Origin of the sequence: Bacillus cereus group sp. MYBK108-1 (assembly GCF_051917185.1) — a bacterium.
Classification (GTDB): domain Bacteria; phylum Bacillota; class Bacilli; order Bacillales; family Bacillaceae_G; genus Bacillus_A; species Bacillus_A cereus.
This window is the reverse complement of sequence record NZ_JBQAHZ010000011.1, coordinates 94,815-110,305: the sequence shown is the minus strand read 5'-3', so window position 1 is coordinate 110,305 and position 15,491 is coordinate 94,815. Positions and strand designations below refer to the sequence as shown.

Sequence of the window (15,491 nt, the reverse complement as noted above, 5' to 3'; positions counted from 1 at the left end):
TAATATGAAATTGCTAACTTTAAACTGTCATTCTTGGCAAGAAGAGAATCAAATAGAAAAGATACAATACCTTGCTAAAGTAATTCAAGAAGAAGAGTACGATGTCATCGCATTGCAAGAAGTAAGTCAGTCCATACAAGCTGAAAATGTATGCGGTAACAAGAAAAAAGATAATTTTGGACTTTTACTATTAGAAGAGTTAAAAGCGCTACATGTAAAAGATTACAATATTACTTGGGATTTCTCTCATATTGGTTATGACGTGTACGAAGAAGGATTAGCGATTATAACGAAGCATAATATTATAAAAGAAGATACGTTCTTCATTTCAGAAAACGAGGATACAACGTATTGGAAAACGCGTAAAATTGTAAGTGCAACAATTGCTTATAATGGTAAGGATATAACGTTTTACTCTTGTCATCTCGGTTGGTGGAATGATGAAGAAGAGTCATTCAAAGGTCAAGTCGATCGTTTGATGGAGCGTGTAGATAGCAATAAGCTCGCCTTCTTAATGGGGGATTTTAATAACAATGCTCGATTGAAAGGCGAAGGTTATGAGTATATGATGCAAAAAGGGTTGTATGACACATATGAATTAGCAATAGAGAAGGATGAAGGAACGACTGTCCAAGGTGAGATTGCTGGTTGGGATGAAAATAAACATAATTTGCGAATCGATCTAATATTGTGTAACCAAATTAAAAAAGTTCATTCTTCAAAAGTTATTTTTAATGGTACAAACAGAAATGTAATTTCAGATCATTTCGGTGTAGAGGTTCAATTGGATATATAATAGAAGAAATCCTCACAGAGAATAAAAGCTGTGAGGATTTTTTTTAGGAATACAAGTATTTCCAAGAGAAAATACTTGTATTTTTTATGACATTTCATATATATTTGTTATTATTGAATGTAAAACCGATTTGGTCATTTTGTATTCATACTTTGACTCACTTCGTTATATAATGAAGTAAGTGAAAGTTAATGGGAAAAAATAGTACGTTTTTGGTTAATACACGATGTAGAAAGTGATATAATTGCAAAATGTATGTATCATTTTCTAAAGAAGGAAAAATATATAATTAGGTGATAACTTCTATGAAACAGATTTGGCGTATTTATAAGACAGATTTACGGAATGTAGCCAAACATTGGGCTGCAATTGTTATTGTTTTAGGATTAATGATTTTACCATCGTTATATGCGTGGTTTAACATTAAAGCTTCTTGGGATCCGTATGGAAATACAAAAGAGGTTCCCATTGCAGTTTCTAACCAAGATGCAGGTTCTAATTTAAGAGGGAAAGATATTAATATCGGGAAAGAGATTGTAGACTCCCTTAAGAAAAACAAAAATCTTGGTTGGAAGTTTGTAGACGAAAAGCAGGCAATTTACGGAGTTGAACGCGGGGATTACTATGCAAGCATTACAATCCCAAAAGACTTCTCTGAAAAAATTGCAACTGTTCTGGATGAAAATCCACAGAAACCAGAACTTGATTACTATGTAAATGAAAAGGTAAATGCGATTGCACCGAAAATTACAGCAAAAGGTGCATCAGGTATTACGGAAGAAATTAGTAAAAACTTCGTTAAAACAGCGAACGGTGAGATTTTTAAAATCTTCAATGACCTTGGAATCGATTTAGAAACAAACTTACCAAGTATCGAGAAAGTAAAAGATCTTGTCTTTAAGTTAGAAGCGCAGTTCCCAGAAATGAATACATTGATGGATAAGGCGTTAGATGATGCGACTCGAGCAGAGGATATTGTGAAAGTGGCGCAAAAAGATTTACCTGTTGTAGAGAGTGTCATAAATGATGGGCAGGAAGCATTGGCGAATTTAGATAAGTTCTTTGCAAGACAAGATCAAACATTAAAAAATGCTCCAGGGACGATAAGAAATGATTTAGTAGCAGCAAAAGGCGTTATGGATAGTGCAGCTGCATTTACTGACTTTTTAATGAATCCAGGTGTAGAACTAAATATTCCTGACTTGTCTGGAATGAATGGATTACCTGAATTCCCAGCGAGACCAGATCTTTCTAAGTTGAATAGTGATGGTTATAAGAGTATAGCGCAAAATATTAATCAAACAGTAAATAATGTTTTAAGTTCATCACGTGCAGGAACAGCTTATGGGAAAAGTGTTTTAAATGGATTGCAAAATGGTCAGTTTGATCCAGAACAAGCAAAGAGAGATTTAAATGCGGTATCAGAACGATTACAAACTGGTACAGATGGTATTTCATATCTTATTAATTTCTTTACTGAACTTCAAAAATCGGCGACTACTGATTTTGGTCAAAGCTTTTTCAAAGGGCGAGTGGATCACTTAACTAATGTTAAAAAAGGTATGGAAAATGCAAATAACGGTATTAAAGATATTGTAAATGTTATTGGCAAAGGACAAGAAGTAAAGAAAGATGTAACAGATGTAGCGAATCAAAAATTAGATGCAGCAAATGGATTAATTGATCAAGCTGAAAAAGATTATAATGAAACGTTTGTAGCAGATTATAAAAAAGCAGTTAGCACAGTCGATCAAGCTAAAGTTGATGCAAATGCAGTATATGATAATGCAAAAGCAGATTACGATAAAGTAAAAAATGGTATTGAGGGTGCAAAAGCAGATTTACAGAAAGCAAAAGAAGATGTACAAAATAGAGGTATTAACGGTTTAGATTCAACGAAAGTAGCTTTAAATAGCTTAAATGGTCAATTCCAATCTGGAATCGGTTTAATTGATGATATGATTCCAGTTCTAGAAAGTACAAATAAGGTTTTAGCGGATGTAAATAGTGATAAAAACCTTAATAATGGAATCGCAAAATTAAACAAAGCGAAAAGTAGTCTGCAAAAAGGTGTAGATGCAACGAATAAGGGGATTACACTTCTTAACAATGGCCAGAAACCTACAAAAGATGTAATTGAAAGTATTAACAACGCTGCGAAGGGCGGATCAGCTCAATTAACAGATGTATTATCGACGTATGATTCAGAAATTGTACCTAATTTCAATACAGCAATTGCTCGTACAAAAGAGATGTCGAAAAATACAACTCAAATTTTAAATGATGCAGACAAAAAGCTTCCAGATGTTAAAAAATTACTAGAAGATTCATCAAAAGGCTTAGTAGACGGGAAAAAGAAATTAGCAGATATTAAAGCTGAAATGCCGGAGACTGAGAAAAAGATTAAAGAATTAGCAGATAAAATTCGTGATTTTGAATCTGAAGAGGATTTAAAAGACATCATACGTTTATTGAAAAATGATGTTGAAAAGCAAAGCGATTACTTTGCGAATCCAGTAAATTTAAAAGAAAATAAATTATTTGCGATGCCGAATTACGGTTCAGCGATGTCACCATTCTATACAGTGCTTGCATTATGGGTAGGCGCATTATTAATGGTTTCATTATTAACGGTAGAAGTACACGAAGAGGGCGCGAATTATAAGAGCCATGAAATTTACTTCGGACGTTTATTAACATTCTTAACGATAGGTCTTTCACAAGCGTTTATCGTATCGATGGGAGATATATTCTTACTCGGTACGTACGTAGTCGATAAGTTCTGGTTTGTGTTATTTAGTTTATTTATTGGAGGAGTCTTCGTTTGTATCGTATACTCACTCGTTTCTATTTTCGGAAACGTTGGGAAATCGATGGCGATCATTTTACTTGTACTACAAGTAGCAGGATCGGGCGGAACATTCCCAATCCAAATGACACCAGCGTTCTTCCAAGCGATTTATCCGTTCTTACCATTCACATACGCAATTAGCGCAATTCGTGAAACAGTTGGCGGAATGCTTTGGGATATCGTAACGCGAGATTTACTTGTGTTAAGTGCTTTCGTAGTAGTTATGATTGTTGCTGCGTTATTACTGAAAACACCAATTAACAAATCAAGTGAAAAATTTGTTGAGAATGCAAAAGGAAGTAAAATCATTCACTAAAATAAAAGGTTCCTACCGATAGAGGTAGGAACCTTTTTGTTTAATCAAATTTTAATTTTTTTAATGCTTCTGCGAATGGGTTATTTAATGGTTCTTCTTCTTTGTTCTGTTGTTTCATATATTTTTGAACATCGCGTTTATCGGCTTTGTTTCCAGATTCTTTTTTACGTCGTTCTTGGAATGTTGATAATTTCTCACGATAGCCACATTTACATGCGAAAATTTGGCCTGCACCCTCACCACGTAATTCTAGTTTCTTCTTACATTGCGGACAGCGAGCGTTTGTTGTACGAGATACATTTTTACGATGACCACATTCACGATCTTGGCATACGAGCATTTTTCCCTTTTTGCTGTTTACTTCTAGCATTGGTTTACCGCAGTCTGGACAAGACTTCGTTGAAATGTTGTCATGTTTATATTTTTTATCACTCGATTTAATTTCAGAAACGATTTCTTTCGTATAGTTCTTCATTTCAGAAATGAATACTTCTTTTTTCAATTTACCTTTTGCGATAGCCTCAAGTTTTTGTTCCCATTCACCAGTTAGTGTAGGAGATTTTAATTCTTCTGGTACTAAATCAAGTAACTGGCGACCTTTTGAAGTAATGTGAATATCTTTACCACGTTTTTCAATTAAGAATGAATTGAATAGCTTGTCGATAATGTCTGCACGTGTCGCTACAGTACCTAATCCACCAGTCGATTTTAACGTATCAGCAAGTTGTTTATTTTGCGTATCCATATATTTTGTAGGATTCTCCATTGCTGAAAGTAAAGTCGCTTCGTTAAATCGTGCAGGTGCTTTTGTTTGACCTGATGTTTGCATAATTAACTTTACAGCTAATGTATCGCCTTTCTCAATGTGAGGTAGGAGTTGCTCTTTTACGTCATCAGTTACATCATCATCTTCAAAGCGATTTTCATATACTTCTTTCCAACCGGCATGTAGAATTGTTTTTCCGCGCGCAATGAACGTTTCATTGCCAACCTTTGTGCGTAACGTTAGTTGCTCATATTCGAATGCCGGGAATAACACAGCTAAGAAACGTTTTACAACTAAATCATAAATTTTGCGTTCTTTATCTGTGAATGCTGAGAAGTTAACGTATCCTTCTGTTGGAATAATCGCATGATGATCGCTTACTTTACTATCATCAACAAATGATTTGTTAGGTTTGATAGGCTTTTGTAATACTTTATGTGCGAAGGGACGGTATTCTCCAACACCACATGCTTTTAGACGTTCTGGAAGTGTTCCAACGATATCAGATGAAATGTAGCGTGAATCTGTACGAGGGTACGTTAGCACTTTATGCTGTTCATACAATTTTTGCATAATATTTAATGTTTCTTTAGCAGAGTAACCGAACTTTTTATTTGCATCACGTTGCAATTCAGTTAAATCGTAAAGACCAGGAGAGAATGACTTCTTCTGTTTCTTATCAATTTCCACAACAGTAGCATTTGGTTTATCTAAACTTTTTACAATACCATCGATTTTTTCTTTATTAAAACTACGGCTATTGCCATTTGCATCTTGCCAAGTAAGTTTGAGCTTCTCCATTGTTTGAGCTTCGATGCCGTAGTAAGTTTGTGCTTGGAAGTTCTTTATTTCATCCTCACGACTAGCAATCATAGCAACAGTAGGGGTTTGTACACGGCCGCAATTTAACTGGGCATTAAAGCGAGTCGTTAAAGCACGAGTTGCATTAAGACCGATATACCAGTCAGCTTCTGAACGCGCAACTGCTGAAGCGTATAAATTGTCATAGGCTTTACCTGGTTTTAAATTTGCAAAACCATCTTTAATTGCTTTATCGGTTACAGAAGAAATCCATAAACGTTTGATTGGTTTATTTAGCTTAACTTTATCGATAATCCAGCGTGCGACTAATTCCCCTTCACGTCCAGCGTCTGTTGCTACAATAATTTCATTTACATCTTTTCTAAGTAGCTGACTTTTTACAGCATTAAATTGTTTACCAGTTTGTTTAATAACCGTTAATTTCAAACGCTCAGGTAGCATCGGTAAATCTTCTAAATTCCACTTTTTATATTTCACATCATAACTTTCTGGATCTGCTAATGTAACGAGATGACCTAAAGCCCAAGTTACAATATATTTACTACCCTCAAGATAGCCGTTTCCTTTTTTATCACACTTCAGTACACGAGCAATATCTCGTGCAACGGAAGGTTTTTCAGCGATTACAACGCTTTTTGACATATTAAAAACATCCTTTCAAATTTCCATAAGTTAAATATAGCATACATCTTCTTGAGATTCAGTTTCGCTCCATATTTCAGCTGTTTTTAATGGAGTTAACAAAATCCCAACTGATTAAAGTTTCACTTTATCAGTTGCCTCTATATCAAATAGAAAAGTAAAGAACTTGTTATTTTACTAGAATAAGAGTAGACTTTGAAGTAGATGAATAAGAAACACATGGGAGTTTGTGGATACAAACTGAGAGTATGGCTACTAGTCCGTCATTGACCATTTGAACCTGTTGGATAATGCCAGCGTAGGGAGAGTGTAAAAGCACATATTCAGGCACTTTGCGTACGCGCAAAGTGTCTTTTTGTGTATCTCCCATCATTATAGTTAGGAGATGAAAAGGATGAATATGAAAGAAATTAGTAAAGTAGTGGATTTGGTGAGAGAATCTAATCCGCTTGTTCATAATATTACAAATGTTGTTGTAACAAATTTTACTGCTAACGGTTTGTTGGCACTTGGGGCATCGCCTGTAATGGCGTATGCGAAAGAAGAAGTAGCAGAAATGGCTAGCATTGCTGGAGCGTTAGTATTAAATATGGGGACACTTCGTCCTGAAGAAGTAGAAGCGATGTTACTCGCGGGTAAATCAGCAAATGCGAACAATGTGCCAGTACTATTTGATCCAGTTGGTGCAGGAGCAACTTCGTATCGAACAGAAGTTGCGAGACATATTCCGGCTGAAATTGAGTTAGCAATTATCCGCGGAAATGCAGCTGAAATAGCAAATGTTATTAATGAGAAATGGGAAATTAAAGGGGTAGACGCTGGTACTGGAAATGGAAATGTTGTAAGTATTGCAAGGCAGGCAGCAGATGAACTAAATACAGTTGCGGTCATTACTGGAAAAGAAGATGTTGTTACAGATGGAGAGAGAACTATTGTTATTCGAAATGGTCACCCTATTTTAACGAAAGTTACGGGAACAGGTTGTTTACTAACTTCTGTAATAGGAGCATTTGTAGCAGTGGAAAAAGATTATGTAAAAGCAGCAGTAGCAGCATTAACGTTTTATGGTGTAGCTTCGGAACTGGCAGCTGCTAAGACCGTGGAAAAGGGACCTGGTAGTTTCCAAATTGAATTTTTAAATCAGTTAGCGAATACTACTTCTGGTGATATTGAGAAGTATGGAAAGATTGAGGAGTTAGAGTAAGAGGGAGTGAAAGAAATGGCACGCATTGAAATAGATAAAATGTCTAAGCTATTGCAAGTGTATTTTATTATGGGAAGTAATAACTGCACGAGGGATCCTTTAGCTGTATTGAAAGAAGCGTTAGATGGTGGAGTGACAATTTTTCAGTTTCGCGAGAAGGAGGAAGGTTCTTTAATCGGAGAAGATAGAGTGCGCTTTGCAAAAGAATTGCAGACGCTTTGTAAGGAATATAGTGTTCCTTTCATTGTAAATGATGATGTAGAATTAGCCATTGAATTAGATGCAGATGGTGTTCATGTAGGACAAGATGATGAAGGAATTACATCTGTTCGTGAAAAAATGGGAGATAAAATTATCGGTGTATCTACACATACAATTGAAGAAGCACGCTTTGCAATCGAAAATGGAGCAGATTATTTAGGCGTTGGACCTATTTTCCCAACGAGTACGAAAAAAGATACGAAAGCGGTTCAAGGAACGAAAGGATTAGCTTATTTTAGAGAACAAGGAATTACAGTGCCAATCGTTGGTATTGGTGGGATTACAATTGAAAATACAGCGGCAGTTATAGAAGCGGGTGCGGACGGTGTTTCAGTTATTTCAGCAATTAGTTTAGCTGAATCTGCGTATGAAAGTACGAGAAAATTAGCTGAAGAAGTAAAGAGAAGTTTGTAGGGAAGGACGTGTAGTATTTTAAGTGCTACATGGAGAAATAGACTGCCCCAAAATTTAAACAAACATTTGATTAAAAAAGCACAAACCTTTTTAAATAAAGGTTTGTGCTTTTTCTTTAAAACATAATTGAAATTAAGAGCATTCCAATTCCGATAGAAGTAAATGTTGCAATTAGGCCAGGAATCATAAAGCTATGATTTAATACGTATTTACCAATACCTGTTGTACCGGTACGGTCAAAGTTAATGGCAGCAACGATTGTGCCGTAGTTTGGAATGAAGAAATATCCGTTTACTGCAGGGAACATCGCAATCAGTAGCGCTGGTGGAATACCAAGGGATAGTCCAAGTGGCATTAAGGCACGTACTGTTGCTGCTTGGCTGTACAGTAAAATAGATAGAATGAATAGTGCGATGGCAAATAGCCAAGGTGCACTTGTTACTAAATGCTGAATGGATCCTTGAATCATATTTAAGTTTCCATTAAAGAAAGTATCTCCCATCCAAGCGATACCGAAAATAGCAACAACTGCTGTTGCCCCCGCTTTAAAGACGTTACCAGACACAATGCTTTCTACATTTGGTTTACAGAAAATAATAATAAGAGCCGCGATAGTTAACATAACCATCTCAATTGTATTCGGCATGGAAAGACGGGCTAACTTCCCATCAACTATCCATCCTGGACGAAGTGCTTCAAATGAACCAAGAAGTACAACAAGGAAGGTTCCTACAAGGAAAAGGATAACTGATAATTTTGCGCCCTTTACACCTACAAATTCTTTTTTCTCTTCAAGCTTAGGAATCATTCCTTCTTTTAATCGTTTTAAGTATTCAGGGTCTTCATTTAATTCTTTTCCCATCTTACTAGCAACGAATGCTGCTAACATACAAGCAATGAAAGTGGAAGGAATACTCACTTTTAAAATATCTAATAAAGTGATTTTATAGTCAGCTAACATTGCTAAAAGAGCAACTGTGGCAGCTGAAATTGGACTAGCTGTAATTGCTTGTTGAGAAGCGATTACGGCAATCGACATTGGGCGTTCCGGTCTAATCCCTGATTCACGAGAGACTTCTGCAATAACAGGAAGTACAGAATAGGCAACGTGACCAGTACCTGCACATAGTGTGAATAAATAAGTAACAATTGGAGCAAAGAATGTAATGCGTTTTGGATTTTTTCGTAATGCCTTTTCAGCTAGATGAACAAGATAGTCCATTCCTCCAGCAGCTTGCAAAGCACCAGCAGCTGTAATTACTGCCAAAATCATAAGCATTACATCGATAGGAGGCGCGGTTGGTTGTAGGTGGAAGACAAAAACGAGTATTGCCATACCAACTCCACCCATTACTCCTAAACCAACTCCGCCTAGGCGTGCACCAATAAAAATACAGAGTAACAAGGTAAGAAATTGTAGCCAAAACATGATAAACTACCTCCGAAATTCATTAGTTAAGATATATTCGAATAGTTTAATTTGAATGAAAATTAAATAAATACCCGAAGAAATCCTTGTTATTTATACATTTTTTATTATATAACACAAAAAAAGTAACATTCACGTACTTTTTGAAATTATTTTGAAAAAGCAATGCATTAAAAATTTGTATTTATATCTCTAAATAAGTAGACATTTTGATTTATATGTTGTAATCTTTGAAAGAGAATAAATTAATTCTCATAGAACTCCCATATCGTTCAACTCGTTCAGCGAGAAAGGCAAACTGATGGAAACATGAGGACGCAAAACTACAGGAGCTAAGGTCGAAAGGCTACGCTAGCCAGTTACCGGACGGATAGGGTTGGTCTTGGCCAATGCTTTTACATTGGCTTTTTTTTATTCTCGAACATATTGAGAAACATTTTCAAACAAAATATTCATATATTTTGTTTTTTTGTTTATGTTGATTAAGGAAGGTGGATATTAATGAAAAAATATTGGCATAAGTTATCGTTCCTTCAAAAGAACGTCTTATTAACCGTATTAGTTATTTTGACACTTGTTGGAAGTATGGGTGCGTTAAGTTTCAACATGTTTCAAAATAGTATGATGTCTTTATTTGAAAGGCAGTCTATTGAAACAGGAGAAATAGTATTGAAAAAATTGGATGTAGAATTAGTTAGAGACATGGCGAAAGATCCTACAGCCGAAAAAGTGAAAAAAGAAAAGTTAACAGAGAAATTAGATGAAGTGTCAAAAGAATTGAAAAGTGTTGGACAAACGTATGTTACAGGAGCAAAGCCGAATGAAAAGCGAGAATTACAACTCGTTGGTTTGACTACAGAGTTAACAAATGAGTTTCCTATAAAGCCGGGAGATTATTATGAACAACCCGCTCATTGGATGAAGGCATACGATAAAGTGATTGATACGAAAAAGGCCCAAATAACAGAAGTATATGAAGATGAAATAGGTTCGTGGGTGACAATATTAGAACCAATTACAGATGGAGAAAACAATATTGTTGCAATTGTTGCGGCTGACTTAGATGCTTCCATTGTTCCTATTACAAAAGAGAAGTTTATGATACAGGGCTTACTCTTTATCATTATTTCATTAGCAATTGCGACTATTACTCAATTCTTTATCGTGCGTCACTCGTTAGCTCCATTAAAAGATTTACGAGAAGGGTTACGTAAAATTGGTGAAGGTGACTTAAGTATTAAATTAAAAGAAAGACCAGATGATATTGGAATTATTAATGTTTATTTCAATAACACGATTGAAAAGTTTAAAGGGATTATAGATAAAGTAAGGCAAACTGCTGAGCAAGTTTCTTCTTCTTCACAAGAATTGTCGGCGAGTACAGAGGAAAACAGCATGGCAGTTCAAGAGATTGCAAGTTCTATTGAAGGTTTAAGAGTAGGGGCACAGTCTCAAAAAACTTCAGTACAACAATGTTTAGGGATTGTACATGGAATGGAAGATAAGGTAGAAGAGATAACTGGGGCTGCGAAACAAGTTGCGGTTGCTTCTGAAGGTATGGAACAACATTCAATTGAAGGTAATGAAGTGATTGGACAAATTATTAATCAAATGAGTTTAATCCAAAATGCAGTACAAGATTTGTCTTCCATCATTTATTCGTTAGAAACAAGGTCAAAAGAAATTAGTGATATCGTAACTGTAATTACAGGCATTTCAAATCAAACAAATTTATTAGCTTTAAATGCTTCTATTGAGGCTTCACGTGCTGGAGCAGCTGGAAGAGGGTTTGCAGTTGTTGCTGATGAAGTACGAAAATTAGCAGAACAGACGGAAGCGTCTGCTAAAGATATAGCGAAATTAATTGGTGAAACACAAGCTGAGACAGAAGATGCTGTAGTTTCCATGCAAAAAGGTTCAAAAGAAGTAGAAACTGGAATTTCGCTTGTTCAAAGTAGCGGAGATTTCTTTGAAAAAATCTCAAAATCAGCGCAATCTGTTACAGATCAAGTAAAAGCTGTTTCTGGTAATTCGAGTGATATTTTACAAAATAGCCAGAATATTGTTCAAGTCGTAAATGAATTATCACATATTGCAAATACTTATGCTAACAGCAGTAGTAATGTTGAAGAAAGCATGAAAGAGCAAGAAATATCAGTACAAGATATTGCAGAATTAGCGACTTCTTTAAGTTGGCTCTCTCAGGAATTACAAGAGCTTATTGGTGAGTTTAAAAGCGAATAAGGAGAAAGTTCAATTCTAATCAAGGGGGTATCTCCGCTACTGATTATGAATTGAACGAATCTGCCCTTTAATAAGGGATAAAAAAGGTGTGAATTTTCACACCTTTATTATATTTAAGAGAGGAATTTACATAAATATGAAATTAGCAATTTCTTATAGTGAGATGGTAAAAGAATTTTTAGGAAAAGTAGAAGGAAGTATTAAAATACCTAAAGATGTGCAAGGAACAGAACTTAGGATAAAAAGGAAAACGGAACTGTTTTCAAATTTGACTCACATTGTAGATTTAATAGGAGCGACTGCAACGTGGTTATATCATATTTCTAAAGAAAAACATATTGTCGTGCTTTATCATGTAAGAGGAAGTTTATTTCCGATTACTATTGAAGTTTCTAATTTTCTCTCCTATGAAAGTTTAAATTTACAAATTGAAGAGCAACTGGAGCAAATTAAAGAAATGAATGAGGAAGAAATAGAAGAGTTTCAAAACGGTAATACGTTATATGAAATGTCACCTATTATTATTGGTGAAACATATTATGAGCTAAAAGACACGAATACATTACAATTTGTATTTAGTAAAAATATGCAAAGTGTAGAAATAATATTTAATAGTGTTAATTGGAAAGAGACAACAATTACTCGTTATGCACAACAAATACAAGGTGTTTTAATTAATAAATCACAAAATAATAATAATCATATAAATAATTTTAATGTTATTACAGAGGCCGAGATGGCACTTTATAGTCAAGTGAATGATACGACAGCAGTATATCCTGAGAAAAGTATCGTCGATATGTTCTATAATACTGTTACTCAATTTCCAAATCGTATAGCTTTATCTTCAAGGGAAGGTACTTTAACTTATGAGGAGCTAAATAAAAAAAGTAATCAAATAGCTCATATGTTAATCAAAAACGGCGTCCAATTAGGAGACTATGTTGGAATATTTATGAAACGTAGCATAGACACAGTAGTAAGTATGGTAGCTATATTAAAAGCTGGTGCAGCGTATGTTCCGATTGATCCAGATTATCCGGAAAGTAGAATACAGTACATTATTCAAGATAGCCAAGCGAAAGTTATATTGATGAAAGAGACGCCTATAACATGTGATGGGGTTCAAACAGTTTCAATGTATGATAGTGAAACTTATGAAGATATAGATGTAAAGTTGTCTATTCATTGTGATGATGTAGCTTATATGATTTATACATCTGGTTCAACAGGGAATCCAAAGGGAACGATGTTAGCACATAGAGGCGTTGTTAATCTGTATACTTGGATGAAAAAGCAATATGAATTGACAGAAGAGGATGTATTTGCCCAATTTCCTTCCTTTAGTTTCGATGCTTCTGTATGGGAGTCATTTGCTTCTTTATTCTGTGGAGGAAACTTATATGTACTATTAGAGGAAGAGCGATTGTCTGTAGAAGCATTTGCAAATACAATCTATAAAGTGAAAGCAACTTCAATCTTGGCATTAGCAACAATTTTTGTTCGACAAGTAGCAACTTATTTGGCAGAAGAAGATATATATAAGCTAGCTTCCCTAAAAAGAATTGCGATTGGCGGTGAAATGTTGCCTGTAGAGGTTATTAAATTGTGGAGAGAAAGAATAGGTACAAATGTTGAAATTCATAATGTATACGGACCGACAGAATGTACTGTAGTGACGACAACCTATAAAATACCTAGTCAGTTAAATGAGGATGTTGCGAGTATTCCCATTGGTAAACCATGTGCTAATTATCAAGTTATGATTTTGGATGAGAATATGAATCTTTGTCCAATTGGTGTACCTGGTGAATTATATATAGATTCAGTGGGATTAGCAAAAGGGTATTTTAATAAGCCTAATAAAACAATTGAAGCTTTTATTCCGAACCCTTTTAATCCTATAGTTAATATATATAAAACAGGTGATATCGTTAAGTTGCTAGAGGATGGAAATATAGAGTTTTTACATCGGAAAGATGATCAAGTAAAAATTAGAGGACATCGTATTGAACTAGGCGAAATCCAAAGTAAAATTTCTCAAAATCATAATATAAAAGAAAATGCTGTTTTTGCTAAGAAGAGTAAGGAAGGTAGCCAATATTTAATCGCGTTCTATACAACTTTAAATAAAAAAGAAATACCAGAATTAGTTTATCAGTTACAAGAGCAATTACCAGATTATATGGTGCCATCTAAACTAATTTATATTAATGAATTGCCACTTACACCTAATAAAAAGATTGATGTTAAGAAGTTAGCTCAGTTAGAAGAAAAGTATGAACCGGTTCGGCTACAAGAATATGTTGCACCTTCTAATAAAGCAGAAAAACAAATAGCGAACGCCTGGGCGGAAGTATTAGGAATTTCAAAAGTTGGAGTGCATGATGATTTCTTTACAATTGGTGGACATTCATTAAAAGTATTACGAGTCTTAACATTGTTAAAAGAAGATTTCTCACATTTAACAATTCAAGATTTCTTTAAAGAAAGAACGATATATGGATTAGCTCGAATTGAGCGAGAAGTAAAAGTAGAGAAAGAAGAAGTATTTCGTGAATATAAAGTGATTCACGAACCAGATACTATCACGTATGCAAACGTTTTGGAAGAAAACCAGATTTCAAATGTCTTTTTAACAGGAGCTACTGGTTATTTAGGATCACACATATTATATGAATTGTTGAGAGATACATCTGCTACTATTTATTGTTTAGTAAGACCAACTAAAGATGTGCAGCAAAGAATTATAGATACATTAACAGGCTACTTTAATGATATATGTGAAGAATGGTTACAGCGTATACAGGCCGTAGCTGGTGATCTTGGAGAAGAGTATCTTGGGATGAGCGAAGAAGAATTTATGTTCATCAGTTCTAAGATGGATACGATAATTCATTGCGGTGCAGATGTAAGACATTTTGGAGATGTAAAACAATTTGAAAATATAAATGTCCAAGGAACTAGCCGTATGCTAACATTAGCGGAGAAAGGTGCTACATTCCATTTTATTTCTACAATTGGTATCCCGTTAGAATTAGCGGTAGATCAATGGGATACATACATGAAAACTGGTGATTTTAATTACAGTGTAGACTTAGAGAATGTATATTCAAATAGTAAACTACAAGCGGAAAACATTGTTCGTGAAGCAATGAAAAATGGTTTGCGTGGAAATATTTATCGTGCAGGTAATTTAGCATGTCATTCAGAAACAGGTTCGTTCCAACAAAATATTGAAGGAAACGCATTTTATCGTCTTATTAAAACAATGCTATTAATTGGGAAAGCACCAAATGTGAAGTGGAAAGTTGATTTCACACCAATTGATTTTGCTAGTAAATCAATTGTATCGTATTTGCAAGATTCGCAAATTATAGGAGAGACGTTACATATTTGTCATCCACATCAAATTGAGTTTGAACAATTTATACAGCTAATTGGAGAGTGTGGATACAATCTTGAAATGGTTCCACTTTCAGAATATGTAAATACCGGACTTGCATTAGCGAAGGGAAATGAAGTAATAGCAGAGTTAATTGCTTCTCAAGTTGCAGGAGATGGAGCGCAGCAATCTGAAATTGTAATGGGTACGCGTAGAACGAATAAATGGATTAAGAAAAAAGAATTGATAGTACCAGCAATTAATAAAGAATTTATTCAGCAGTTATTAGCTCATGGTGAAAAAGTCGGTTATTTTCCAAAAATAATGAAATGATTATGCACGCTTTTGTTTGTTCAATAAA

At 34.8% G+C, this 15,491-nt stretch carries 8 protein-coding genes and 2 riboswitches; of the genes, 6 read left to right on the top strand and 2 right to left on the bottom strand.

The window, feature by feature from the left end; genetic code table 11:
* Window positions 1–4 precede the first annotated feature (4 nt).
* Window positions 5–796 carry an endonuclease/exonuclease/phosphatase family protein gene (locus tag ACTFSL_RS16875; RefSeq protein WP_440042092.1) on the top strand — a complete coding sequence of 264 codons (792 nt, stop codon included), beginning with the start codon at window positions 5–7 and terminating at the stop codon, window positions 794–796.
* Between the two features lie 305 nt (window positions 797–1,101).
* Window positions 1,102–3,963 carry a YhgE/Pip family protein gene (locus ACTFSL_RS16870; RefSeq protein ID WP_440042091.1) on the top strand — a complete coding sequence of 954 codons (2,862 nt, stop codon included), beginning with the start codon at window positions 1,102–1,104 and terminating at the stop codon, window positions 3,961–3,963.
* Window positions 3,964–4,003: 40 nt separating this feature from the next.
* Here ACTFSL_RS16870 and topB read toward each other — a convergent pair whose 3' ends face one another.
* The gene (gene topB, locus ACTFSL_RS16865; protein ID WP_440042090.1) at window positions 4,004–6,193 is read right to left on the bottom strand and encodes a DNA topoisomerase III; all 2,190 of its coding nucleotides are present in this window, start codon (window positions 6,191–6,193) and stop codon (window positions 4,004–4,006) included.
* Between the two features lie 209 nt (window positions 6,194–6,402).
* Window positions 6,403–6,515: riboswitch (TPP riboswitch) on the top strand.
* Between the two features lie 72 nt (window positions 6,516–6,587).
* Here topB and thiM point away from each other — a divergent pair.
* Together thiM and thiE are read left to right on the top strand one after the other, a co-directional pair.
* Entirely contained in the window at window positions 6,588–7,397 is an 810-nt protein-coding gene (thiM, locus tag ACTFSL_RS16860) for a hydroxyethylthiazole kinase (protein WP_016121778.1), read from the top strand.
* Window positions 7,398–7,412: 15 nt separating this feature from the next.
* Window positions 7,413–8,072, top strand: a complete 660-nt coding sequence (gene thiE, locus ACTFSL_RS16855; RefSeq protein ID WP_440042089.1) for a thiamine phosphate synthase — start codon at window positions 7,413–7,415, stop codon at window positions 8,070–8,072.
* Window positions 8,073–8,187: 115 nt separating this feature from the next.
* Here the strand turns inward: thiE and ACTFSL_RS16850 are convergent, their stop codons facing one another.
* The gene (locus ACTFSL_RS16850) at window positions 8,188–9,501 is read right to left on the bottom strand and encodes an anaerobic C4-dicarboxylate transporter family protein (protein ID WP_000498704.1); all 1,314 of its coding nucleotides are present in this window, start codon (window positions 9,499–9,501) and stop codon (window positions 8,188–8,190) included.
* A 282-nt stretch (window positions 9,502–9,783) separates the two neighbouring features.
* Window positions 9,784–9,868, top strand: a riboswitch (cyclic di-GMP riboswitch).
* Window positions 9,869–10,002: 134 nt separating this feature from the next.
* On the opposite strand from ACTFSL_RS16850, the gene ACTFSL_RS16845 reads away from it, so the two are divergent.
* Together ACTFSL_RS16845 and ACTFSL_RS16840 are read left to right on the top strand one after the other, a co-directional pair.
* Window positions 10,003–11,745: a methyl-accepting chemotaxis protein gene (locus ACTFSL_RS16845; protein WP_440042088.1), complete on the top strand. Its 1,743-nt coding sequence runs from the start codon at window positions 10,003–10,005 to the stop codon at window positions 11,743–11,745.
* 136 nt (window positions 11,746–11,881) lie between these two features.
* Window positions 11,882–15,463: a non-ribosomal peptide synthetase family protein gene (locus ACTFSL_RS16840; RefSeq protein WP_440042086.1), complete on the top strand. Its 3,582-nt coding sequence runs from the start codon at window positions 11,882–11,884 to the stop codon at window positions 15,461–15,463.
* Window positions 15,464–15,491: the final 28 nt, after the last annotated feature.